The following is a 24,388-nucleotide window of genomic DNA, read 5'->3' on the forward strand; positions in this document are numbered from 1 at the left end:
AAAAGGGTACTTTAGAAATCCTATCTAAAGTACCCTTTTATTAAAAATCTATTTTATTATAAAGAATAATTGGAGACTGCAAAATGATAAAAATATAGCATACTTTCAAAGTTATTTATAATTATTAATATTAATATTAAACATAAAGCAACTACTTTTACACGTCTCATCACTTTAAAACCATATGCCAATAATAACGGTATTGTAAACAGCATATGTGCGCCATAAATAAATGCTTCAGATGCCCCAAAACCAATAATTCCATGTAAAACAATATTAAATAGTAAACAGAAACTTAAAAACCTTACGAAAGGCTCTTTTCTAAAGTTTTTCCATACAGCTACTATTATAAAAGCATACACAGATACAATCACAATCCACCCGATCATAGTATGCGATGGAAGTATATTTAATTGTGCGAATTGCTCACCTTGTCTTAAAGTAACTTCCGAGAATGGTCCAAAGATGAATGAAGATCCTAATAATAGATGAAATACTAATATACCTGATGGCTTAACGTATTCTGGTGAAAAATTCTGTCCTTGCGCAGCAAAGTCCATACTACCCTTTAATCCTTCGATAAGAACTACATTATTTGCGTTCATTGCTAATACAAACAGGACCACGACAATAACAATCGAAATACCAGTCCAAATAATTTTTTTCCGTAGTTTCTTATAACTCATCACACTACCTAAAAACCACATAAACGAATTGGTTAATGTAACCCCTGTTATTCCTATTGCCAACAATACATTCGCAATACTAAATCCTATTTTCGCTTCTTTTTCCCCTGTAATAAATGGATAGCATACAAAGCACATAAGTACCAATGTGAAATTTGCATAGCTAAAAGATTCTGGTGTCCACGTAATAACTAACATAGTAGCTGAAAATCCATACATGACCGCTAGTAAAAAAGAAACAATCGTATTCTTACAAATTTTACAACATAATGTATAAATCATCACTACACTGAGCGCGCTTAAAAACGTTTGAATGAATATAATACCATGTATAATATCCCCTACTTTTACTGTCTCCAGCATCCACATGAATTGTTGAATAAAATAATAAAGGAATGGATGTCGGAACCAGGTCGCCGCTGCTACATCTACTTTTTTAAGGAAAAAGGAGATGATATAATATCCTTGATCAAAAGAAAAATAGGTATCAACCACCCACGCTTCAATAAAAAGCTTAGAGTGAGTATCCATTTTCCAACCGATAAAAAAATAAAATGACCAATAAAAAATGAAAAGGACAAGGGCTAACATCCCCTTTCCTTTATAATCATTCCAAATATTCAATACTTCTTCTCCTCTCTACGGTAGAAATAACATAATTAGATGTGCCACGTACCCAATAACTGTTCCTAACACAAGTCCACCAAAAATCTCATGCCAATGATGTCCTTGGCGCTCTCTTAATTTTTCTTCTTCCGAACTTATATGTTTATTCAACATTTTTGCATGTTTACCAACTGTACGGCGAAGTCCTGTGGCATCAATGATAACAATTGTTAAAATTGCCATCCCGATTCCAAACATCGGTGTATTAAACCCTTCATGAAACCCTATTGTCATGACCATACTTGATAAAATCGTTGTATGCGTACTAGGAAATCCACCATTTCCTACTAAACGAAAAGCATCTTTTCCAGAACGAAGATAATTCACTAAAAATTTTAATACTCCCGAAGCTACCCAAGCTATAAATGGAAGTATACAATATAAATATGTTCCCATTGCTTTACCTCCTATGATTTTGCAATAAATAAAATGCCAGCTACTATACATACCATTCCAGCAATTTTCATGAAATTGATTGTTTCACCAAATAATAATGCTGACGCAATAATAACAAATACATATCCGAAACTCACCATTGGGTATGCATAACTTAAATCAACCTTTCTCAGTACAATCATCCATAATAATGCACTTAAACCGTAAAAAGCTAGTCCGAAAAAGTTCGGTACGTTAATGAAATTCATAATACCTACAGCCGCTGAACTTTGTGATTTCATTGCGCCAAACTTTAATAAAATTTGCCCTACAACTCCCATACCAACTGATAAAATAATCATCAAAAATTGTTGCATCTCTATACTCCTTAACTGTTTATATTCAAAAAATGTTTTATTCCAAATAAAAAACGTTTAAGACACTCCTCTTAAACGTTTTAACAAACCCGAATAGAGTAATTAAAAGTTCAATAGTATAATAATAACTGTTATCGCATATAACAACACTGTTATTAAAATATGCTGATCCTCTAATAAAACTTTATCTGGTTCTCCACCTTTATCTTCCATGTGAACTAAATATAAATAACGAAAAATCCCGTAAATTACAAATGGGATTGTCCACATTAAATAGATACTTTTCCCTGCATTAAAAGTAAAGATAGCATAAGTTACAATAGTTGCCGATGTAACAATTGTACTTAATTGGTCTAACAAAGCAGAGGAATAACTTTCTAATACTTTTCTATGAGAACCTTTATTATTCTGTAACAATACTAATTCATGTCGTCTTTTATTAATAGCCAAGAATAGTGACAGTAATAATGTACATAATAAAAACCAAGGTGTAAATGGCACTTGAATAACTAATCCACCGGCCAACGCTCGTAAAACAAATCCAGATGCAATAATTAAAATATCAATGATTACAACGTGCTTTAAACGAATTGAATACGCTACATTTAAAATAAAATAGACTGCTAATACTAAGCACAATAACGGATTTAATACATATGAAACTACTAAAGACGCTACTAAAATAACACAACCTGCCGTAATAGCAAAGTACGGATTTAATGCACCCGATGCCATTGGTCGATATCGCTTAACAGGGTGCTGTCGATCTGCCTCGATATCCATAAAATCATTTAAAATATAGACACAGCCAGATATTGCACAAAATAGCGCAAAACAAATTGCAGCTTGTGCCACCATAGTTAAAGATACTTGTTTTATTGAAAAGACTAACGCTGCAAATACAAGCAAGTTTTTAGTCCATTGTTTCGGGCGTAACTGTTTAAAAAACAATACAACTATATTTTGTTGAGATAAAGTTCCTTCCCTCATAATAATAAGAGTGCTTCTATTTTTGTCACTCTCTTCTTCCCCTCCCTATTCAATTGTTATTTACTTCTAATACAGGAAAGATTATATCACATAAGTATAACATTGAAAATCAACTATTAAATACCAATAAAGAGGTCTCTCATCCATATTGGTATTTCTAATAGACAAAGCTAAAACAGCATTACACGCTCATTAATGAAATCAAAATTTTCTAAAAGTAACCATCTTCATGATAATGTATTCTCGTTAAAATAATCGTATCGTCTTCATTGCTAATATTCTTTCATTAACATAATTACAGAAGTTAATCTTGAGCTCGGGACACGCCTCAAAGTTACAATTGGCTTACCCGAAAAAAGCGATGCACTTGGTTCTGTAAAGAAACAGACCGTACTTCCTTTTTCAAATAGAATCTTATACAAGATTTCTTTATAAACATTTTTTTCAATAATGTAGTAGCAAACGAAGTTATATCGAATTACCAACAAAAAAGGCTGCCTCAAAAATTTGAGACAGCCTTTTCTTCAAAAAATTATTCTTCTCCGAAACGCTCCACAAGTGTTGCAAGTGTACGTACCATTGCACCAGTTGCTCCAGCTGGTCCTAAGTCGTGCGCGCCTTTTGTTTCTGATGTTCCAGCAATATCTAAGTGTACCCACGGTGTATCTTCAGCGAATTCGCCTAAGAATGTACCTGCCATAACCGCATGTCCTTCACGACCTGGTGAGTTATTTAAATCAGCAAACTTACTGTTTCGAACGCGTTCTTTATCACGATCAAAAATCGGTAGTTGCCAAATTGGCTCATCTGTTTCCATAGAAGCCTCTAGTACTTGCTCAAACAACTCTTCATTATTTGTCATTGCGCCTGTCGTATGGTTTCCAAGTGCAACAATTACACCGCCTGTTAATGTTGCAACATCAACAAGGTAGTTTGCACCAAGTTTTTTGGCATACGTAATACCATCAGCTAAAGCTAGACGACCTTCTGCATCCGTATTTAATACTTCAATTGTTTTTCCGCTCATTGATGTAATTACATCGTCTGGCTTAAATGCCGTACCACTTACAACGTTATCAGTTGAAGGAATAACAGCGATCACATTTTGTTCTGGGCGAAGTTCACCGATAATTTCCATCGCACCTAATACAGCAGCTGCACCGCCCATATCACCTTTCATACCGACCATGCCTTCACGTGGTTTTAAAGAATAACCACCTGTATCGTATGTAATACCTTTTCCAACGAACCCAATGACATCTTTCCACTCTTCTTTTCCCTTATAAATAAGAACGATCATTTTTGGTGGCTCTACACTACCTTGGTTTACTGCAAGCAACGCACCCATACCAAGATCTTCCATCTCTTCTTTCTCAAGAACTTTATAGTCCATATCATACTTCTCCGCTAACTCAACAGCATACTCAGCAAGCTTTGTCGCTGTTAATACGTTTGGCGGCATATTTACAAGTGTACGAGCTGAATTTGTTGCACGTCCATGTACGTAGCCAACTGTTAATGCTGCTTCAATTTCTTGTACATCTTCCGCTGTAATAGCCGTAAACTTCTCTAATTCCACACGATCCTTTTTATCTGATTTATACGTTTCTAATTCATATGTACCAAGACCTTGTACTTCTGCTGCAATATGAGCTACATCAATCACATCTAATTTCTCTGTTACGAAAGAATCCAGTAAGATTGCTGCATCTTGTACTTTTACTGCTTGCAGTGTTTTAAATGCCTTACCAAGAGCTACACGTAACGTTTCCGTCGTATAAGATTCTTTCTTACCTAAACCAACGAAATAATAACGTTTCACATTTGTTTTTCCTAAACTATGTACTTTTGAAATAGCTTTCTTCTTAGTAGAAAGTTCTTTCTCTTCTAATAAAACTTGTAATTGTCCTTCAAACGCTTTGTCCAGTTCTTGTACAAAACTACTTGTTTTCTCTTCTTCAAATAAGGCAACAATTACCGCTTCATGGCTTGCTAATTCTTTTTGTACTTGAAACATGTTCAGACCCCCTAAATTTCTCTATCACCATTATAACTTTATTTTCGATAAAATGCGACAATTCTAACTACAGTTATATGACGTTTAAAATCTCCTCTATTATGAAATAAGCCAAGAAAAAAAGTCTAGCGTAATTACGACTAGACTATCTTTGTTTTAAATATTGACCACGAAACACTTGCATCGTTTCGTCTTGATTTAACATCGTTAACTCTTCTTCTGTAAACTTACCATTTCCTACTTTTACTACGTACACATTGACTTTTTTCTTACCCCATTGGCTATAAACATCTTTCACCGTATCATAATATAGATCAAGACGGTTTCCTTTTATTGCACCGCCCTTATCAGCTACTACACCATATCCATAACCTGGTACGAATAGAATCGTTCCAATCGGAAATACGCGTAAGTCCGCAGCAATTGTGGAATATAAATCCCTTTTCACTTTGACACCTGAATATGTAATACCATACTCTGGATGCCCTGGCCTCTTACCGGTTGACTCAATCCCCGATGTATAACCTGTTGCAGTCATTTCAATTGAACGATATTTAGACCAGTCGTTTGCCTGCTCTAAAGCATTTATCACTTCTTTACTCGGAGCAACATTTCTCTTAACTTCTGCTGCATGTACTTCTTTTGCACTCATTCCTTCATATGTCTTTACAATCTCTAATAAAGAAACTCCTGTGAAAGCCTTCCATGTTACGCATAATGCAATTGCAAGTAAACAAGTCATCATAATGCGAATACAATATCGTTTTAACATTTTTATATTCCACACTCCTTCATCGTTAATCATTCCCTATAAGATGAAGGAATATGCAAAAAAAATAATCTCCAACTTAATTGGAGATTAAAACATTTGATATCCGCTTTTCCGAAGTTTCTTGATTACGACTCCTGCTAAAGCAGCCCCTACTAATCCAGTAGATAGAATAAACACATCTGCTTGTCCTAAATGCGATACACTTGTCCCAAATGAAGAAAATGTTTCTTTCGGTTTTGAAAAATAATCCCACATACTCGCTTTATTAATAATAAGCATACAAACAATCGGATACACAATAACCATTACCCAAGTAGCTCGCAAAATCATGTTGAGTAAAAATCCAATTCCAAAGAACAAAATAAAAAATAACATCATTGAAATAAGTAATACCGGTATACTCACTCTTTCTCCCTCTCCTTCGCATGCGCCGTAAATACGTGATAGGCTGTATAACCAAATGGTTCTCCTGGATTTAATGTTTTGTCCACTTCAAGATGTAGTTCTGATCTTCCTTCTAACAAATATTTAATAAGCACAGACGTATTCGGATCACCCGCAATCTTATCCGGATGTAAGAACGCCACTTCAGACAATTCTTTCTCCTGTACAATAATATTTTCTCCTTCAGGCTCCAAAAGGAAAATAATCATATTATCACTAATCTCATTACGAATAACACCCGATCGAACACCAATGATCCCCTTCACATGAGCGACAATGCCTGTCTCTTCTAACACTTCGCGTTTCACAGCTTCATCAACCGTCTCACCTTCATTTACAAAACCAGCCGGTAAAGACCATTTCCCTTTTAATCCACTGTATTTCTTCTTAACAAATAGCCACCTACCATCTTTTGTAGCTACTAGGCCACTAACAGCTAGCCATACCTTCCCTCGTTTCTCCATGATGTAATAACCTCCTCTATTAGAACGGACAGAATATTCTTTCTTTTTTTATATATTATACTATATTTTTAATATGAAAAAAGCAGAAACAGCTCTTAGCCGTTTCTGCTTTTTCTACTATATATTAAAAGAACTTTAATTTACCTTTTTTAAGAACTAATAAAGGTCCACCTAATAAGAATAGGTAACGGTTATCGATTACTTTCTTCATGAAGGAAGCTTTCCAACCTGTTAACTTTTTGCCCATAACAACGCCCATTGCATCGTCATGGCCTAAAGAACATACAGATCCTTTATTATCGAATACGAATTTCTTCATTTCACCCTTGCCACGAACTAATACAGTTAAGTTGTGTGCAATATTGTAACCTTGTTGAATTGCGATTTGTGCTGTTGGTGGGTATGGACGGTTAATTTCTTCGTTAATGATTAGCGCTGCGTCACCAACCATGAATACATCTTCGTATCCTGGAGCGTGCATGTACTCATCAACTTTTACACGTCCGCGCATTGCTTCAAAGCCAGACTCTTCCACAATGCCGTTACCACGAACACCTGCAGCCCAAACTACTGTTTCAGACTTAATTAATTCCGTATCATCGCCATTTGCAACGATAATACCTTCTTCAGTTGCTTCTTTAATTGCTGTACCGATGCGGAATTCTACGCCTTTTTTCTCAAGTTGTTTTACAGCGTATTCTACCAATGCAGGATCGAAACCTGGAAGTGCTGTTGGAGCAGCTTCTACACAGATGATACGTGCTTTTTCGCGTGGTACATTGTACTGTTTGCAAAGTTCAGGAACACGGTTTGCAAGCTCACCTACGTACTCGATACCAGTAAATCCAGCACCACCAACAACGATTGTTACTAACTCATCGCGCTTTTCATCTGCATATTTAGCGAAACTAGCTTCCATATGCTCACGAATTTGACGAGTTGCATTAATGTTAGCAATTGAGAATGCGTACTCTTTTAATCCTGTAATTCCGAACGTTTCTGATTCGAAACCAAGACCGATTACTAAGTAGTCATACTCTAACTCGCCGTCTTTTAAGATAATGCGTTTTTCAGCAGCTTTAATTTCTACTACTGTATCTTGCACAAAGTTCACTTTATTTGTATCAATAACGTCTTGAATATCTAGACAGATTTTTTCATCTTCTAATGTACCAGCTGCGCTCTCATGTAACCAAGTCGCTTGGTAGTGATAGCTGTTGTTGTTTACTAGCGTAATTTCAGCTTCATTTACAGATAATGCTTTTTGCAGACGAACAGTCGTAATCATCCCGCCATAACCTGCACCTAAAACTACGATTTTTGGAGTCTTCACCAAATCACAACCCTTTTCTTTATATAATAGTAATAAAAAATAATACCAAGTACTAAAAACTCTATTTGTCAAGAATGTGGAATTTATCACATTCTATATCATAACAAAACGCAGTCAAAAAATCGTACGAATTTTGTCATAGAAATTTAACATAATACTTCCCTATATTAGTCGGTTTTATTCCAGAATTCAAGCGTCTGGAGAATTATCAATATTTTAAAATAACATAGCGTTTTCAAGGGTTTTTTAGCCTTTTTTTCATGTATTTTCCTTTCTGTATATTTTATACAACAAAAAAGAACCTATGCGAAAACTTACACACAATTCAGTCGTTTTCAGAAGTATTATGAACTCAAATATGCTATCATTTATTTGAAAGTGTCATCATTTGCAGGATTTTCGTGTACATATGAACAATATATGAAATCAATATCAAAATTCCATCTATAGGGGGAATGAAAGTGGCAGAAAATCAAAAAGTTTACGACATAACAATTATTGGTGGTGGTCCAACGGGACTGTTCACAGCATTTTATGGCGGTATGAGACAAGCAAGTGTAAAAATTATTGAAAGCTTACCTCAACTTGGCGGACAATTATCCGCACTCTACCCTGAAAAATACATTTATGATGTGGCTGGATTTCCAAAAGTGCGCGCACAAGAATTAGTTGATAACTTAAAAGAGCAAATGAAGAAATTTGACCCAACTGTTTGTTTAGAAGAAGCTGTCGATACGCTTGAGAAACAAGCTGACGGTATATTTAAACTTGTTACGAATAAGCAAACTCACTATTCTAAATCAGTTATTATTACTGCTGGCAATGGTGCTTTCCAACCACGCCGCTTAGAATTAGAAGGTACTGCGAAATACGAAAAGAAAAACTTACATTATTTCGTTGATGATATGAATAAATTTGCTGGTAAGCGCGTCGTAGTATTTGGCGGTGGCGACTCAGCAGTAGACTGGACAATGATGTTAGAACCGATCGCTGAAAAAGTTACAATCGTTCATCGTCGTGATAAATTCCGTGCGCATGAACATAGTGTAGAAAGCTTAATAAATTCTCGTGCAGAAGTAAGTACACCGTACGTTCCAGTAGAACTTATTGGTGATGACAAAATTGAACAAGTCGTTCTTCAGCACGTAAAAACTGAAGAAAAAGTTATCATCGATGTTGATGATGTAATTGTAAACTACGGCTTCGTTTCTTCTCTTGGCCCAATTAAAAACTGGGGCTTAGATATACAAAAAAACAGCATCCTTGTGAATTCAAAAATGGAAACAAATATTCCTGGCATTTACGCTGCTGGTGACATTTGTACATATGAAGGAAAAGTAAAACTTATCGCTTGTGGATTTGGCGAAGCACCGACAGCAGTAAACAATGCAAAAGCTTACTTCGATCCAAATGCAAAACTTCAACCGATGCATAGCTCAAGTATGTTTTAATATGCAAAAATAAAGCTCCTTCCATACGTGGAAGGAGCTTTCCTTTTATATAACATGAAAGCACACTGAGTCCGATAAACTATCGAACTCAGTGTGCTTTTCGTCTAAAAAATTATTGTTTTCTTCTTCTACCTAATACGAATAATACTCCGCCAACTAAGAATGAAATTCCCGCACCAACTGACATCATCCATGAATGTGCTGCCCCTGTTTTCGGTAATTCTTTTTCTACTTTTACTTGCGGTTCTTTAATTAACTTTTCCAGTCTTACTTCCGGTTTCTCCGGTTTTACTTCTGGTTTCTCCAGATCTTTCGGCTTCATTTCTGGTTCCTTCGGTTCCTTCGGCTCTTCCGGCTTCACTTCTGGCTCTTTCGGCTCTTCCGGTTTCATTTCTGGTTCCTTCGGTTCTTTCGGCTCTTCCGGCTTCACTTCTGGTTCTTTCGGCTCTTCCGGCTTCACTTCTGGTTCCTTCGGTTCTTCTGGTATCTTAAAATCTTCTTTTGTTTTCGGTAAAATTGTAACTGTAGGCTCAAGTGGTGGATTTATTTTATCGTCCACTACCGCTCTATTTGTTATCCCTTTACTTGGTGCTGCTTTTACCTTCACTTTAAAAATAATACTACGTTCTTTCGTATCTGTAATTTCTAGATACTTCGCTATTACTTTTCCAAATTCCATTTTTAACTCTACTGGATTTGGTTCAGCCCCTTCAAATCTAATGCTATCTTGCACATACTCTAAACCGGCTGGAATTTCATCTTCTACCTTTACCTCAGCTATTTTTCCATTTTCTACTGTATTTTCAAAGCTAATTCGATATTCGATTTCTTCTCCTAGCTTCGGTTCTTTATTACTTACTGTCTTCGCTGCTTTTAACTTACCATCTTTATATTCTGGCTTTATTGTCGCTGTCGGTTCCATAACTGGATGATTTGGATCATCTACTTGAATGATCGCTTTATTTGTTATTTCTCCTCCAACTTTTGCTGTTTCTTTTACCTTTACTTTAAAGATGACACTTCTTTCTTTCGTATCCATAATTTCTGGATACTTCGCTGTTACTTTTCCATTCTCGACTTTAAGTTCTGTTGGTACAGGCTTATCACCTACGGCCTCCAGACTATCTTTCACATACTCTAAACCAGACGGAATTTTATCTTCAATCTTTACATCAACTAACTTCCCGCCATCTACCGTGCCGTTAAAAGTAATTCGATATTCGATTTCTTCCCCTAGCTTTGGTTCATGATTGCTTACTTCTTTCCTTGCCTCTAGTTTCCCATCTTTATATTGCGGTGTAATTGGTATAAGTGGATCAACTGGTGGATTGGTTGGATTATTATCATCCACAACCGCCTTGTTTATAATTTCTTTTCCTACTTGTACCGTTTCTTTTACTTTCGCTTTAAAGATGATACTTCTTTTTTTCGTATCCGTAATTTCTGGATACTTTGCTGTTACTTTTCCATTCTCAACTTTAAGTTCTACTGGATTTGGTTCCGGCCCATCAGACTTTATACTATCCTGTACGTATTCTAAACCAGCTGGAATTTCGTCCTCTACTTTTACCTCAGTTAGTTTGCCGTTTTCTACCGTATTTTCAAAACTAATTCGATATTCTACTTCTTCTCCTAACTTCGGTTCATGGTTACTCACTGTCTTTTCAGCTTGTAATACACCCTCTTTATGTTGAGGCTGTATCGCGACATTCGGTTTCTCTGGTGGATTTACAGTATCTTCCACAACCGCCGTATTCACAATCGCTTCGCCAATTTTAGCCTTTTCTTTCACTTTCGCTTTAAAGACGATACTTCTTTCTTTCGTATCCGTAATTTCTGGATATTCTGCGAGTACTGTGCCGTTTTTCACTTTTACATGCAACGGTTTTGGATTATCCCCCTCAGCTCTTTCGCTACCTTCTACAAACTCTAAACTGTTTGGTAATTCATCCTTAATTTTCACCTTCGCTAATTTTCCGTGCTCAACTACGTTACGGAACGTAATTCGATACTCTACTTCTTCTCCTAATTTTGGAGCTGGGTTATTTACTGTTTTCTCAGCTTTTATTTTTCCATTCTTATACTCCGGTGTAATAATCGCTTCTGGTTTTTGCGGAGGATTCTTCGGATTATCATCATCCACAACTGCCGTATTCACGAGTTTCTTACCGACTTTTGCTACTTCCGTTACTTTCACTTTAAAGATAATACTACGCTCAGCTGTATCAGTGATATTCTCATACTTCGCGATAATTTTCCCAGCTTCTTCTTTTAACTCTACTGGCGCTGGCTCATTACCTTCTGCTTTTAAACTATCCTTCACATACTCTAATCCATTTGGTAGTTGATCCTCAATTTTCACTTCTGCTAGTTTTCCATTTTCTACCGTGTTTTTAAAACTAATTCGGTACTCTACTTCTTCTCCTAGCTTTGGATCTTTTTTACTTACCTTTTTATTAGCTTTAAATTTACCAGCTTTATGCTGCGGTGTAATATCTACTTCCGGTCGCTCTGGTGGATTTTTTGTATCATCAACAATTGCTTTATTTACAATTGCTTTGTCCACTTCAACGGAATCTTTCACCTTCACTTTAAAGATAATGCTTCTTTCTTTCATGTCAGTGATATTTTCATACTTCGCACTAACCTTACCAGCTTCTTCTTTCAACTCTACTGGGGCTGGCTTATCACCGTCTGCTTTTAGACTATCTTTCACATACTCTAAACCAGACGGAATTTCATCCTCAATTTTAACCTCTGCCAGTTTTCCATCTTTCACCGTATTATTAAATGAAATGCGGTATTCGATTTCTTCCCCTAGCTTCGGTTTATGATTATTCACCTTTTTATGAGCAGCAATTTTACCGTCTTTATGTTGCGGTGTAATTTTTGCGGTTGGTTCAATTATAGGATGGTTCGGATCATCCACATGAATAATTGCTTTATTTGTAATGTCCTTCCCTATTGTAACCGAGTCTTTCACCTTTACTTTAAAGACAATACTTCTTTCTTTTGTATCCGCAATTTCTAGATACTTTGCCATTACCTTGCCGTTTTCAAATTTCAATTCTACCGGACTAGGCTTAGATCCTTCTGCTTGTAAACTGTTCTCTACATACTCTAATCCAGCTGGAATTTCATCTTCTATCTTCACCTCTGCTAGCTTTCCATCTTTCACCGTATTATTAAAAATAATTCGATATTCGATTTCCTCACCTAACTTCGGTTCATGGTTACTTACTTCTTTTCTTGTCTCAATTTTCCCATCTTTATATTGTGGTGTAATCGGTACATAAGGCTCTTCTGGCAGATTCTTTGTATCATCTACAATTGCCTCATTTACGATTTCTTCTCCCACTTTTACGCTTTCTTTTACCTTCGCTTTAAAGACAATGCTTCTTTCCTCTGTATCTGTAATTTCTGGATATTTTGCCATTACCTTATTATTTTTCACATGTAGCTCTGCTGGTTTCGGTTTAGACCCTTCTGCCGTGATACTGCCTTCCACATACTCTAAACCATTTGGTAATGCATCCTTTATATTTACCTCTGCTAGTTTTCCGTTTTCTACCGTATTTTTAAAACTAATTCGGTATTCTACTTCTTCTCCTAGTTTCGGTTTATGATTATTGGCCACTTTCTGCGCAGCAATTTTACCATCTTTATATTGCGGAGTAATTTCCACATAAGGCTCTTCTGGCTCATTTTTTGTATCTACTACGATTGCTTTATTAACAATCTCCTTGCCTATTTCTGCCTCTTCTTTTACTTTCACTTTAAAGATAATACTTCTTTCTTTTGTATCCGTAATTTCTAGATACTTTGCCATTACCTTACCGTTTTCAAATTTCAATTCTACCGGACTAGGCTTAGATCCTTCTGCTTGTAAACTGTTCTCTACATACTCTAATCCAGCTGGAATTTCATCTTCTACTTTAACCTCTACTAGTTTTCCGTTTTCTACCGTATTTTTAAAACTAATTCGGTATTCTATTTCTTCTCCTAATTTCGGTTTTTTATTGTTTACAAATTTCTCTGCTTTAAGCTTACCGTCTTTATATTCTGGCGTAATTGTTACTTCTGAAGTTGTTGGATCTTTTGTATCATCAACAACTACTTTATTGACAATACCTTCACCAACTTTAAATTCTTCTTTTACTTTCGCTTTAAAGACGATACTTCTTTCTTCTGTATCCGTAATTTCTGGATATTTTGCGATTACTTTTCCATCTTTCACTTTCAGTTCTACCGGATCTGGCTTAGAACCTTCTGCTTTTACACTATCTTTCACATACTCTAATCCATTTGGTAAATCGTCTTCTATTTTCACCTCTGCTAGCTTTCCGTTTTCTACCGTATTTTTAAAGCTAATTCGGTATTCCACTTCTTCTCCTAACTTCGGCGTTTCATTATTTACCGTTTTCTTCGCTTCCACTTTTCCGTCTTTATGCTGCGGAGTAATTTCTGCCGTCGGTGTTTCTGGCGGATTTTTCGTATCATCAATAATTGCTTTATTGACGATTTTTTTACCGACTTTCACTTCATCTTTTACTTTCACTTTAAAAGTGATACTTCTTTCTTCTATATCCGTAATCTCTGAATACTTCGCCATTACCTTACCATTTTCCACTTTCAATTCTACTGGATCTGGCTTAGAACCTTCTGCTTTTACACTATTTTCTACATACTCTAAACCTTCTGGTAAAGTATCTTCTATTTTCACCTCTGCTAGTTTTCCGTCTTCTACCGTATTTTTAAAGCTAATTCGGTATTCTACTTCTTCTCCTAACTTCGGCGTTTCATTATTTACCGTCTTCTTCGCTTTGATTTTTCCGTCTTTATGTTGTGGAATAATTTCTGCTGTCGGTGTTTCTGGCGGATTTTTCGTATCGCTCACAATCGCTTCATTAACAATTGAATCGCTCACTTTACCTTTTACTTTCACTTTAAAGGTAATACTTCTCTCTTTTGTATCTGTAATCTCAGGATACTTTGCCATTACCTTACCGTTTTCAAATTTCAATTCCACTGGATCTGGCTTAGAACCTTCTGCTTTTAAACTACCTTTCACATACTCTAATCCATTTGGTAAATCATCTTCTATTTTTACCTCTGTTAGCTTTCCATGTTCTACCGTATTTTTAAAGCTGATTCGGTATTCCACTTCTTCTCCTAACTTCGGCGTTTCATTATTTACCGTCTTTTTCGCTTCAAGTTTTCCATCTTGATACTGAGGAATAATTTCCGCTGTCGGATTAACTGGCTTGTTTTGCGAATCATCAATAGTTGCTTTATTAATGATTTTTTTACCGACTTTTACTTCTTCTTTTACTTTCACTTTAAAAATGATACTTCTTTCTTCTGTATCCATAATTTCTGGATATTTTGCTATTACCTTACCATTTTCAAATTTCAGCTCTACTGAATCTGTTCCGGCACCTTCTGCTTTCAAACTATTTTCTACATACTCTAAACCTTCTGGTAAAGTATCCTCTATTGTCACGTCTGTTAGCTTTCCGTTCTTTACCGTATTTTTCATACTAATTCGGTATTCTACTTCTTCTCCTAACTTAGGTGTTTCATTATTTACGCTTTTCTTCGCTTTAATTTTTCCATCTTTGTGTAATGGTGTAATTTTTGCTTCTGGTTCTTTCGGATGTTTCATATCATCAACAATTGCCTTATTGATGATTTCCTTACCCACTTCCGCTTCTTCCTTCACCTTTACCTTAAAGACAATACTTCTTTCTTTCATATCCGTAATATTGTCGTATTCAGCAATAACTTTTCCATCTTTCACACTTAACTTTAATGGAGCTGGTTTATCACCTTCAGCCTTTTCACTGCCTTTTACATACTCTAAACCGTTAGGAATTGTATCCTCTATTATTACCTTTTCTAGTTTTCCGTTTTCTACCGTATTCTTAAAGCTAATTCGGTATTCTACTTCTTCTCCTAGTTTTGGTGATGGATTATCTACTGTCTTCTTCGAATCAATTATTCCATCCTTATGTTGCGGAGTAATTCTTTCCTCCGGCTCAATCGGTGGATTTTTCGTATCATCAACAATTGCTTTATTGACAATCTCTTTATCTACTCTTACTTCTTCCTTTACCTTTACTTTAAAGACGATACTTCTTTCTTTCATATCCATAATATCGATATACTTAGCTTTGACTATCCCATTTTCAACAGCTAATTCTACTGGTCCAGGTGCTTCTCCTTCAGCCTTGATGCTATTTTCTACATATTCAAGACCTTTTGGAATTGTATCTTCCACTCGCACCTCTTCTAGTTTTCCGTTCTCAACCGTATTATGAAAACTAATGCGGTACTCGATTTCTTCGCCTAGCTTCGGTTTCTTATTATTAACTACCTTTGTAGCAGCAACTTCACCTTTTTTACTTTGCGGTGTAATAACAACCTTCGATTCAACAGGCTCATTTTTCGGATCTTTTGCAATTGCTTTATTTACAATTGCCTCCCCTACTTTTGCCGAATCTTTTACTTTCACTTTAAAGACAATACTTCTTTTTTCTGTATCCGTAATTTCTGGATACTTTGCCATTACTTTGCCGTCTTCCACTTTTAGTTCTACTGGCTCTGGTTTTATACCTTCTGCTTTCAAACTATCTTTCACATATTCAACACCTTTAGGTAGTGTATCTTCTACTAGCACCGTTTCTAGTTTTCCGTTTTCTACCGTATTATAAAATGTAATTCTGTATTCCACTTCTTCTCCTAGTTTTGGTGTTTGATTCGTTACGTTTTTTTCTACATCCACTTTACCGTATTTATAATCCGGCGTAATCTTTTCTTCTGGATGCTCAGACTGTCCATTTGGCTCACTCACAACCGCTTTATTAACGATCGTTTCTCCCGCTTTTGCCTCTTCTTTTACTTTCACTTTAAAGGCAATGCTTCGCTCTTTTGTATCCGTAATCTCTGGATATTTTGCGATTACCTTACCATTTTCTACTTTTAACTCTACTGGATTTGGTTCAGTACCTTCAGCTCTCTCACTGCCTTGAACAAATTCTAAGTTAGCTGGAATTTCATCTTCTATTGTAACTGCATCTAGTTTTCCGTTTTCCACCGTATTTTTAAAGCTAATTTGATATTCAAATTCTTCTCCTAGCTTCGGCTTCTTATTTGTCGCTTTTTTCTTTGCGACAATTTTACCAGCCTTATGCTGTGGTGTAATCTTCTCTTCTAGATTCTTTGGTGGATTTGTTTTATCACTAACGGTTGCTTTATTAACAATTTCTTCACCAATTTTTGCAGTTTCTTTTACTTTTGTTTTAAAGACGATACTTCTTTCTTCCATATCCATAATTTCTGGATACTTTGCCATTACTTTGCCATTTTCAAACTTCAGCTCTACTGGCTCTGGTTTTGCACCTTCTGCTTTCAAACTATCTTTTACGTATTCAAGACTACTTGGTAATTCGTCTTCAATCGTCAATACATCTAGACGTCCATCTTTCACCGTATTTTTAAAGGTAATACGATACTCTACTTCATCACCTAACTTCGGTGTTTTATTAGATGCTATTTTTTTAGCTTCTATTTCTCCAGGGATCTCTTTTGGAGTCGTAACCGTAATATCTGCATCGTCCTCAGTTTCATACTTTATCTCGGCACTATCTTGTCCCTTTACAACAACGATATTTTTTACTGTTGTATCTGATTGTACAGAATGTTTCACTTTTACTTTGAATGTAATAACGGCACTTTCCCCCGGCTTTAAAACACCGCCGTCTTTAGCATTAGCACCTTCACCAACACGGAAATCAATTTGATTATTTACAAACTCCGCTTCATCATCGCTTGCATCATCTGTTTTATTTCCTTTATTACTTCCAGAAATATATTGTATAGATCCCGGAACATACTCTAAACGATCATCTAATTTATCAAAACCTTTTACATTCGATACCGGCGCTTGATTATTTTTCGTATCATTTTTCACTTCAATTTGATACGTAAACTCTTCACCGGCTTTAATTTCCTTAACTTCTTTACCGGTACTATCTAATGCCTTTTTATCAACTTGTAAGTTTGGAGCATTATGTTCTGTAACAAATGTGGCGTTATTTAATACGTAAATATCACCAGTACCACCATATGCTCTAAAACGCATTTTCCCTTCTTTCAAACCATTCTTTACTTGAGTCGGTCCTTCAAGATGATACGTATGAATGTCAGTACTGAATGAATTTGTCCAAGCTGGTTTATATCCTGGATATTTTTTTGTAACAAACTCGTTAGTGCCATCTACTTGTACTTCTGTCATAGATGAGTCATTAACATCATTATCTTTACCTTTAATATTTTTAAACTTTTGATACCCTAACCCAAAATCATATTCTCCATAATCATAGGCATATCCATCATTATCAGCTGGATCACCTTGCGATGAAAAATAACTAAATTTCGCTTTAAAAGCACCTTCTTTTGGTGTGTTTATTTTATTAACACTAATATCCGTCCAAGCTGTACTTTTTTGAGAAACTAACCCTTCCCAAATTTTCATATCTTTTACTGTTTCTTTATAGTTTTCATAAACTAATATGAGGTTCCAGTTACCCCAGTAATAGCCGCCACCTGTTACATCTTTAATTTGTGGCACATTCGCAACTGTCAACGTTTGAGAAATACCTTGCTGTGCAATTACATTTGTTACATCTGCATACGCAACATATCCTGCACCACTACCTGAGTAATTAGAAATATAGGGTAGATAATCAGCTTTTCGTATGCTATCAGCACGTACCTCTGCATATTCTTTATTTCCCATTTTCATTTTGACTGGTTGTCGTACATCATTATCACTAACTCTTTGATTAACATTTGTACTAGTTACAGTTCCCATTGCAGCTGTCCAAAACAAATACGCCTTTTTCACTTTACTTCCAGCAGGAATGTTAGGAAATGCACCTGTTGACGAATTAAAAGTACTATCATCGTTATCAACGTCCACAGTCATTTTATTCGTTTTATAACCCATACTTTGTCTGCCATAATGATCAGTTGTCAAACCAAGGGTCACATTACCAGTTTGTACTAAATTACCAGGAGCAATTGTAGAATACAGCGGGTCTCCAAATCCTTGTTTATCTCCTGTTTGGATTTGAACCTTCGAAGCATTTTCTGATGCAGCTTGTACTTCTGCATCCTTCTGCTTTATTGTTAGAGGTGATTGCTTTTCCTCTTTTTCTAGTTGCTTTTCAGCTTCAGGTTGTTTTACCTTCTCTATTTCTGTTTTTTGTGTAGATGTATTTTTATCTTCTACAGATACTTTTAATTTTCCATCCACTTCTTTAGTTTTTGAATCAGTTGTTGATCCGATAGCTTTCTTACTACTGTCAGCCTCATCATCGGTATTAGCTTCTAACTTCTCTTCAGAAGGAAGCCCTTCAACATCTACAGACATGTTTCCTATTTGTAGTTGATCCTTTTGCACACTAATTTTTTGCTTATACTCTTTATTAAAATGTTGCGCACGACGAGCTTTTATTAATACATTCATTTTTTCATGTGATTTTAAATCTTGAATTTTAAGATTAGAAGAAAGAACCTTTCCTCCATTATCTTTTTCCTCTACATAGAAATCCGCTACCTTATTTTCAAGTAACTTCTCTCCGTTTACTTTCACAGATTGCGAAAGAAACTCAATTCCATTGTCATTATTTTGATTAATTACTAATTCTCGGATTGGTGTATCTCCCGTATTTTCAATCTTATATTGAAATACGTGCTCCCTCTCCGCTACTTCTCCCTTATACATTTCAGCATTCACTTGCTCTGCCTTAATTTTCACATCATTTCCTTGTAACTCATCCCAGCTTTTTTTATTTATCTCTGTAGCAAAAGCACTGGGCGAAGGCAATATGATGGATAGAAGAAGTGTGATCATTGTTACGACATTAAAACACTTCAATACTTGTTTCATATTTTCTACCTTTCTCCTTTCTATATACTTGCTATCCGTCTACTTAATTTCAGTAATCCTTTCATTTAGTAGCCGAATACATAGCAATATATATCCACTCGCAACAATCCGACCTACGAAAATGTATCGTTGAAATCCCAATGTCAACAATATAAATCTCATAGAATATTACTATTTTAATTTATCAAAAATAGCATATATATCGGACACTTATACAAACCTTTACCATATTTTTAATATAGTAAAAACACCGTGCTGTATAGGTTTATATAACAGTTAAAGGATACTTAAAAATTTTAACATACTCATTATCCTATTTATACATACAATAGAAATTTTACCATTTTTTAGTTATTTTCAGTTTGTTTTTTATGATTGAAATTTTCTAAAAATAACAACCGTTACATGTAAAAATATGTTATATTAAACAAGAACAAATGTTCTTATTTAAAAGGAGGAATTTTTTATGCTACACGAACCCATTATCGTAAAAAAAGAAGCTTTCCACGCAATCGGCGTTTCGGTTACAACGACTAATGAAAAAGAGGCATCTACTGAAGGAAACATTCCACAACTTTGGAACCGATACTTTCAAGAACAAATGATGCATCACATCCCAAATCAACAAACGAAAGAAACATTTGCTTTCTATTCCAACTACGAGTCAGATGAAACTGGTACATATACATTTACAATCGGTATGCCAGTTTCTTCACTAAAAGACGTTCCTGAAAATATGACAACTTTAACAATACCTACCGCTACATATGCGGTATTTACAACAAGAAAGGGACCAGTTGCTGAAGTCGTTTGTGAAGCTTGGGAATATATTTGGCAATGGTCGAAAGAAAATAAACGTGCCTTCACAACAGACTTTGAGCTTTACGACGAAAGAGCATTAGACCCAAATCAGGCACAACTGGATATTTATATTGCGTTAGCCTAAAAAAAGATGCCCATTCGGCATCTTTTTTTGTCGTTAAATAGCTACTGGGCAAATCCATTATTATTGTCTACAATGAGAAAGTGCAGTATAGAAATATTAGAAACTGTATAAAGTGAAACTATACTCAGCTGTGGGTATCTCCCATTGAGTATTAGCCCTTACCAATTGGGCGTTTACTGGTTTTTTAGTTTAAATTTGTCACATAGAAAGGAAGCAATATGGAGGAACTACAACAAAATAAAACTGCTTTAGAAGGAAGCGGAAAACCGTTATTAAAAAATACGAATTTCCTTTTTCTTTGGGCAGCTACTCTTTTTTCAAGCTTTGCTTTAGCCTTTTTTACTTTTTCACAAACGTGGTACATAGCAAAAACATTAAACCTTGAAGCTTCACTCGGTGTTGTTTTCGTAGCCCTTAGTGTTCCAAGGCTTATTTTTATGATTGTCGGCGGCGCTGTAGCTGATAAATTCCCGAAAAAAAACATTATGTTTTACTCCAATATCATTCGAGCGATTCTTGTCGCAACCATTCTCACATGGTTCATTGTCGGTGATGTAACGCTATATACATTTGCTTTATTCGCTTTATTCTTTGGACTTGCTGATGCTTTCTTCTGGTCAGCAGATGGATCTATCTTACCGGAATTGGTAGAAAAAAGCCGGTTAACACAAGCGAATTCACTTACACAAATGACGAACCAAGCATCGGTCATCTTAGGCCCTGTACTTGGCGGAATTCTCATTAAATTTACGAATTATGAGACAATATTTTCCATTACGATTTTATTACTGATTGTCGCGGCCATACTCGTTCAAAAAATACAATTTACGATGCCAGAACAAAAAGATACAGATAAAGGTATGTTCACTTCCATTAAAGAAGGAATCTTATATGTAAAGGAATCGCCATTCCTTTCAACTTTCCTTATTTGTAGCGCTTTTTTAAACTTATTTTTAATCGGCCCGATGCAAGTTGGTTTCCCGCTTTTTGTTAAAAATGTGCTGCATGGTGATTCGCTCCAGTTTAGTTACTTAGAAGCATCTGTAGGCGGCGGAATGGCAATCGGTGCTGTCATTGTCGGTTTAAGAAATATTAATCGTAGACGCGGTCTATTTTGTATTATCATGATGCTATTGTCTGGTGTCTTCTTCTTAGCCATCAACTTTAGTACCGTACTTTGGCAAGCACTATTAGCCGGCATGTTTTACGGTATTACAATCGCAATGGCTATCGTTCCGCTTATGGCGATGATTCAATCGACAGTAAAAGAAGAAATGATGGGACGCGTAATGAGTTTACTTATGCTATCATCAATGGGCTTTATCCCGCTCTCTTATGCATTCACATCCATTGCACTTGCAATAGGAATTCCAATCGTAACCGTTATGAAAAGTGGTGCAATAGCTGTTATTGTCTTCGTACTATTTGTAGCGATTCGTGTTCCAGTTGTAAGGAAGTTCGATTAGCTAATTAGAGTCATGTATTATACACATGACTCTTTTTTGAATGGATCAAATAGTGTTATTCCCTTACTTCTCCTTAATGCTGCTCCCCATTCTAATCCAACCTCTAAAAATAGATCCCGCACTGTACTATATAAAAGAGCCTTCACATTTTTACGGATTTCTCCGTATTTATAAGCTCTCACAACACTCTTTACTCGCCAAATGAAATTTCCGTACACTTCTTCATCAGCTAATATTTGCTCCAGTAAAACACCTTGTTCTAGTAACCCGCTCTTTTTATATGCAAGCTCGACCTTACTCCAAAATATATTAATTTTCTTCGGATTACTCGTCATCGGCACCAGTGCGTATATAAAAGGCTTCGGTATATCATGACGGCAATACGTCTCATCAAGCTCGTACGTTCCTTTTCTTTTCTCTTTTATTTGTGGAATGTTTTTAGAAAGAATTGTTTCCCCAGCGCTTTTTTGCTCATTTTTACTACAGCCAGTTGCATTATCCTCACTTTTACAAGCGGACATTTTCATACGGTCATCCATGCGGTCAATCGCAGATATAAGAAATACATATAGGTTCGCACTATACCCGCCGCGCTTATGTCTCTCTTTTGTTGCAACACGCTTTATAATTCCTAGTTCCTCTAACTTTGCAATTGACCGGCGTACTGTACGAATACTCTTTCCAACATTCGTCGCAATCGTCTCCATTAATGGACAAGCGACCCCTACTGTTTTTTGTTTCTCATTTACCGCATATTTTCCTAAAAAATGAATGATGGTAGCATCCGTTTTATTTAATTGAAATCGATAATATTTCAAAACTTGCTTTTGATATGTATTAAACTCTTCTTTACTTCGAAATTCACTGTATGGTTTCATTAAGTTATATAAACTTCCCATTTTTATCACCTCACTTATAAATAAGAGGCAGGAAGAGAAATTGGCGTGACATTAAATATTTTTTATTGGAGATGAAAATATGATCGTAATTAGCGCTTGTTTAGGTGGGATTGCTTGCCGGTATGATGGAAATGACAATCTCTTTTCAAAAATAGAGGAGCTTCTGCAACAAGAAGATACAGTCCTCATTTGTCCTGAAGTATTAGGGGGATTACCAACACCTCGTCCCTCAGCCGAAATTATTGGCGGGAATGGCGATGACGTTTTAGACGGAAAAGCAAAGGTAATGACAAAAGATGGTGAAGATGTCACAGCAGCTTTCGTAAACGGTGCTTATAAAGCATTAGAACAAATCAAAAATTTACACCCAGAATATATTATTTTAAAAGAACGCAGTCCATCTTGTGGTAGTTCTACGATTTATACTGGAGAATTTAACGGTAATAAGCAAACTGGTTTCGGAGTGACAACTGCTTTATTTAAAAGACACGGATTTACAGTCATTTCAGAAGAAGAATTTGAAAACAAAAAAAGGAATTGACCCTGTTCGTCAATTCCTTTTTATCTGTCTTATTTCACACTTAGTTTTTCTTTCACTTTCGCTGGAAGCTCGTCTTTTTTCACTTCTTCCCAAGCTGTTACACCTTTTTTATCTGAGTGGTATACGCGTAAGAATGCATCTTTACGTAAGTTTTTTTGAGCTGTGAATTCTAATTCTTTCTCTTTACCATCTTTATCAAAGCCAGTCAGCTTATATTCGTAATCTTTATACGGCTCACCGTTATCAGCTTTACCATTATATTCTTTTCCATCTACTGTAATTTGAACGTAATACTCGTCTTTACCCATACGATTTAAATCACAGCCAACTAATAGGCTTGCAAATACAACTAAAATACTAAAAAGTGCAATATATCTTTTCATTTCCTTCACCTCATGTGTTTTTTCTTATATTCTTATCTTAAAGCCTAAACTTTAAAGAAGAAATTCAAAAACATGACATGAACATTACACTTTTGTAAGATAATAATTATTTCTTCACTTTAGAAATTGTCATTCCATTAAGCTTCTGTATAACGTTTTTGTTTCGCACGCTCATCAGCTACACTACCGCCAATAACGTCTTTCACGCCAATTTCGCCACTTATCACGTAATTTCCTTATACCGTTTATTACGCCTTCTATTATGCCCTCAATTATAATCTCTATTACAAAATATCTTATTAAACTAATAATAGGTTTAATCACGTATCTCCCTATAAATTCAAGAATATCCTCCATCATATTTTCCTCCTTCTTTCAAAAGGAAGCTGCTACTCCTCTGCGGCCTTTTACGTCCAGTTACAATTGCTGCCCTACTGCGGTATATATCAACAAAAATAATACGACAACAACATCCACAATAACGCTATTGAATTTGGAAGAACCTTCGGTAAATACTAATACTGTAGTTAACATGGCTAAGAGAATTATTTTTTCACCTATATTCGGAGATGCTCCCAAAAACTTTATAAAATCAAAGACAACTTTACTACAATTCTTCCCGT

At 35.6% G+C, this 24,388-nt stretch carries 16 protein-coding genes and 2 pseudogenes; 4 read left to right on the top strand and 14 right to left on the bottom strand.

The window, feature by feature from the left end; all coding sequences use genetic code 11:
• Positions 1–56: 56 nt before the first annotated feature.
• The 9 genes from MR143_RS29750 to MR143_RS29790 all read right to left on the bottom strand — a co-directional run bounded on the left by MR143_RS29750 (position 57) and on the right by MR143_RS29790 (position 8,124).
• On the bottom strand, positions 57–1,310 hold the full coding sequence (locus MR143_RS29750; protein WP_001028673.1) for a DUF6080 domain-containing protein: 1,254 nt from the start codon (positions 1,308–1,310) through the stop codon (positions 57–59).
• Positions 1,311–1,325: 15 nt separating this feature from the next.
• Positions 1,326–1,748 (bottom strand): divergent PAP2 family protein, encoded by a 423-nt coding sequence (locus MR143_RS29755; RefSeq protein WP_000537658.1) that lies wholly within the window; start codon positions 1,746–1,748, stop codon positions 1,326–1,328.
• Positions 1,749–1,759: 11 nt separating this feature from the next.
• A complete protein-coding gene (locus MR143_RS29760; RefSeq protein WP_001183889.1) occupies positions 1,760–2,104 on the bottom strand; it encodes an EamA family transporter in 345 nt (114 codons plus the stop codon).
• Between the two features lie 102 nt (positions 2,105–2,206).
• Entirely contained in the window at positions 2,207–3,094 is an 888-nt protein-coding gene (locus MR143_RS29765) for a decaprenyl-phosphate phosphoribosyltransferase (protein WP_001206696.1), read from the bottom strand.
• A 532-nt stretch (positions 3,095–3,626) separates the two neighbouring features.
• Positions 3,627–5,111, bottom strand: a complete 1,485-nt coding sequence (gene pepA, locus MR143_RS29770; RefSeq protein WP_000487980.1) for a cytosol aminopeptidase — start codon at positions 5,109–5,111, stop codon at positions 3,627–3,629.
• Positions 5,112–5,256: 145 nt separating this feature from the next.
• Complete coding sequence (locus tag MR143_RS29775; protein ID WP_000920095.1) at positions 5,257–5,883, bottom strand: 3D domain-containing protein; 627 nt, start codon at positions 5,881–5,883, stop codon at positions 5,257–5,259.
• Between the two features lie 87 nt (positions 5,884–5,970).
• Positions 5,971–6,288, bottom strand: coding sequence for a YuiB family protein (locus MR143_RS29780; protein ID WP_000027016.1), 318 nt, complete (start codon positions 6,286–6,288; stop codon positions 5,971–5,973).
• Entirely contained in the window at positions 6,285–6,791 is a 507-nt protein-coding gene (locus MR143_RS29785; protein WP_000415319.1) for an NUDIX hydrolase, read from the bottom strand. Before MR143_RS29785 ends, MR143_RS29780 begins: the two co-directional genes overlap by 4 nt.
• Before the next feature lie 124 nt (positions 6,792–6,915).
• Positions 6,916–8,124, bottom strand: coding sequence for an NAD(P)/FAD-dependent oxidoreductase (locus tag MR143_RS29790; protein WP_000856598.1), 1,209 nt, complete (start codon positions 8,122–8,124; stop codon positions 6,916–6,918).
• Between the two features lie 461 nt (positions 8,125–8,585).
• Here MR143_RS29790 and MR143_RS29795 point away from each other — a divergent pair, with 461 nt between their 5' ends.
• Positions 8,586–9,575: an NAD(P)/FAD-dependent oxidoreductase gene (locus tag MR143_RS29795; RefSeq protein WP_000829786.1), complete on the top strand. Its 990-nt coding sequence runs from the start codon at positions 8,586–8,588 to the stop codon at positions 9,573–9,575.
• Positions 9,576–9,687: 112 nt separating this feature from the next.
• Here MR143_RS29795 and MR143_RS29800 read toward each other — a convergent pair whose 3' ends face one another.
• Positions 9,688–19,530, bottom strand: coding sequence for an isopeptide-forming domain-containing fimbrial protein (locus tag MR143_RS29800; RefSeq protein WP_242281227.1), 9,843 nt, complete (start codon positions 19,528–19,530; stop codon positions 9,688–9,690).
• Positions 19,531–19,996: 466 nt separating this feature from the next.
• Between MR143_RS29800 and MR143_RS29805 the strand changes: the two genes are divergently transcribed.
• Together MR143_RS29805 and MR143_RS29810 are read left to right on the top strand one after the other, a co-directional pair.
• Positions 19,997–20,476, top strand: coding sequence for a GyrI-like domain-containing protein (locus tag MR143_RS29805; RefSeq protein WP_000902161.1), 480 nt, complete (start codon positions 19,997–19,999; stop codon positions 20,474–20,476).
• Positions 20,477–20,694: 218 nt separating this feature from the next.
• Positions 20,695–21,942, top strand: a complete 1,248-nt coding sequence (locus tag MR143_RS29810; RefSeq protein ID WP_000391945.1) for an MFS transporter — start codon at positions 20,695–20,697, stop codon at positions 21,940–21,942.
• Between the two features lie 17 nt (positions 21,943–21,959).
• Here the strand turns inward: MR143_RS29810 and MR143_RS29815 are convergent, their stop codons facing one another.
• Entirely contained in the window at positions 21,960–22,841 is an 882-nt protein-coding gene (locus MR143_RS29815; RefSeq protein WP_000535278.1) for a helix-turn-helix domain-containing protein, read from the bottom strand.
• A gap of 79 nt (positions 22,842–22,920) precedes the next feature.
• Here MR143_RS29815 and MR143_RS29820 point away from each other — a divergent pair, with 79 nt between their 5' ends.
• On the top strand, positions 22,921–23,382 hold the full coding sequence (locus tag MR143_RS29820; RefSeq protein WP_000635464.1) for a 2-thiouracil desulfurase family protein: 462 nt from the start codon (positions 22,921–22,923) through the stop codon (positions 23,380–23,382).
• Between the two features lie 29 nt (positions 23,383–23,411).
• On the opposite strand, the gene MR143_RS29825 is transcribed toward MR143_RS29820, so the two are convergent.
• From MR143_RS29825 to MR143_RS33605, 3 genes and pseudogenes are all read right to left on the bottom strand, one after another.
• Positions 23,412–23,765 (bottom strand): YxeA family protein, encoded by a 354-nt coding sequence (locus MR143_RS29825; protein ID WP_000833153.1) that lies wholly within the window; start codon positions 23,763–23,765, stop codon positions 23,412–23,414.
• Positions 23,766–23,908: 143 nt separating this feature from the next.
• Positions 23,909–23,977, bottom strand: a pseudogene (locus tag MR143_RS33335) (methyltransferase); the annotation flags it as partial.
• Positions 23,978–24,105: 128 nt separating this feature from the next.
• A pseudogene (locus MR143_RS33605) lies at positions 24,106–24,299 on the bottom strand (hypothetical protein).
• Positions 24,300–24,388 lie beyond the last annotated feature (89 nt).

It is taken from the genome of Bacillus cereus group sp. BfR-BA-01347 (genome assembly GCF_022663835.1).
In the GTDB taxonomy this organism is placed as follows: Bacteria; Bacillota; Bacilli; order Bacillales; family Bacillaceae_G; genus Bacillus_A; species Bacillus_A thuringiensis_K.

What these genes read in the sequence shown, in the direction of transcription:
- pepA (WP_000487980.1), bottom strand. Translation starts at nt 5,111, where the DNA reads ATGTTTCAAGTACAAAAAGAATTAGCAAGCCATGAAGCGGTAATTGTT.
- MR143_RS29810 (WP_000391945.1), top strand. Translation starts at nt 20,695, where the DNA reads ATGGAGGAACTACAACAAAATAAAACTGCTTTAGAAGGAAGCGGAAAA.
- MR143_RS29805 (WP_000902161.1), top strand. Translation starts at nt 19,997, where the DNA reads ATGCTACACGAACCCATTATCGTAAAAAAAGAAGCTTTCCACGCAATC.
- MR143_RS29800 (WP_242281227.1), bottom strand. Translation starts at nt 19,530, where the DNA reads ATGAAACAAGTATTGAAGTGTTTTAATGTCGTAACAATGATCACACTT.
- MR143_RS29815 (WP_000535278.1), bottom strand. Translation starts at nt 22,841, where the DNA reads ATGGGAAGTTTATATAACTTAATGAAACCATACAGTGAATTTCGAAGT.
- MR143_RS29760 (WP_001183889.1), bottom strand. Translation starts at nt 2,104, where the DNA reads ATGCAACAATTTTTGATGATTATTTTATCAGTTGGTATGGGAGTTGTA.
- MR143_RS29820 (WP_000635464.1), top strand. Translation starts at nt 22,921, where the DNA reads ATGATCGTAATTAGCGCTTGTTTAGGTGGGATTGCTTGCCGGTATGAT.
- MR143_RS29785 (WP_000415319.1), bottom strand. Translation starts at nt 6,791, where the DNA reads ATGGAGAAACGAGGGAAGGTATGGCTAGCTGTTAGTGGCCTAGTAGCT.
- MR143_RS29825 (WP_000833153.1), bottom strand. Translation starts at nt 23,765, where the DNA reads ATGAAAAGATATATTGCACTTTTTAGTATTTTAGTTGTATTTGCAAGC.
- MR143_RS29765 (WP_001206696.1), bottom strand. Translation starts at nt 3,094, where the DNA reads ATGAGGGAAGGAACTTTATCTCAACAAAATATAGTTGTATTGTTTTTT.
- MR143_RS29775 (WP_000920095.1), bottom strand. Translation starts at nt 5,883, where the DNA reads ATGTTAAAACGATATTGTATTCGCATTATGATGACTTGTTTACTTGCA.
- MR143_RS29755 (WP_000537658.1), bottom strand. Translation starts at nt 1,748, where the DNA reads ATGGGAACATATTTATATTGTATACTTCCATTTATAGCTTGGGTAGCT.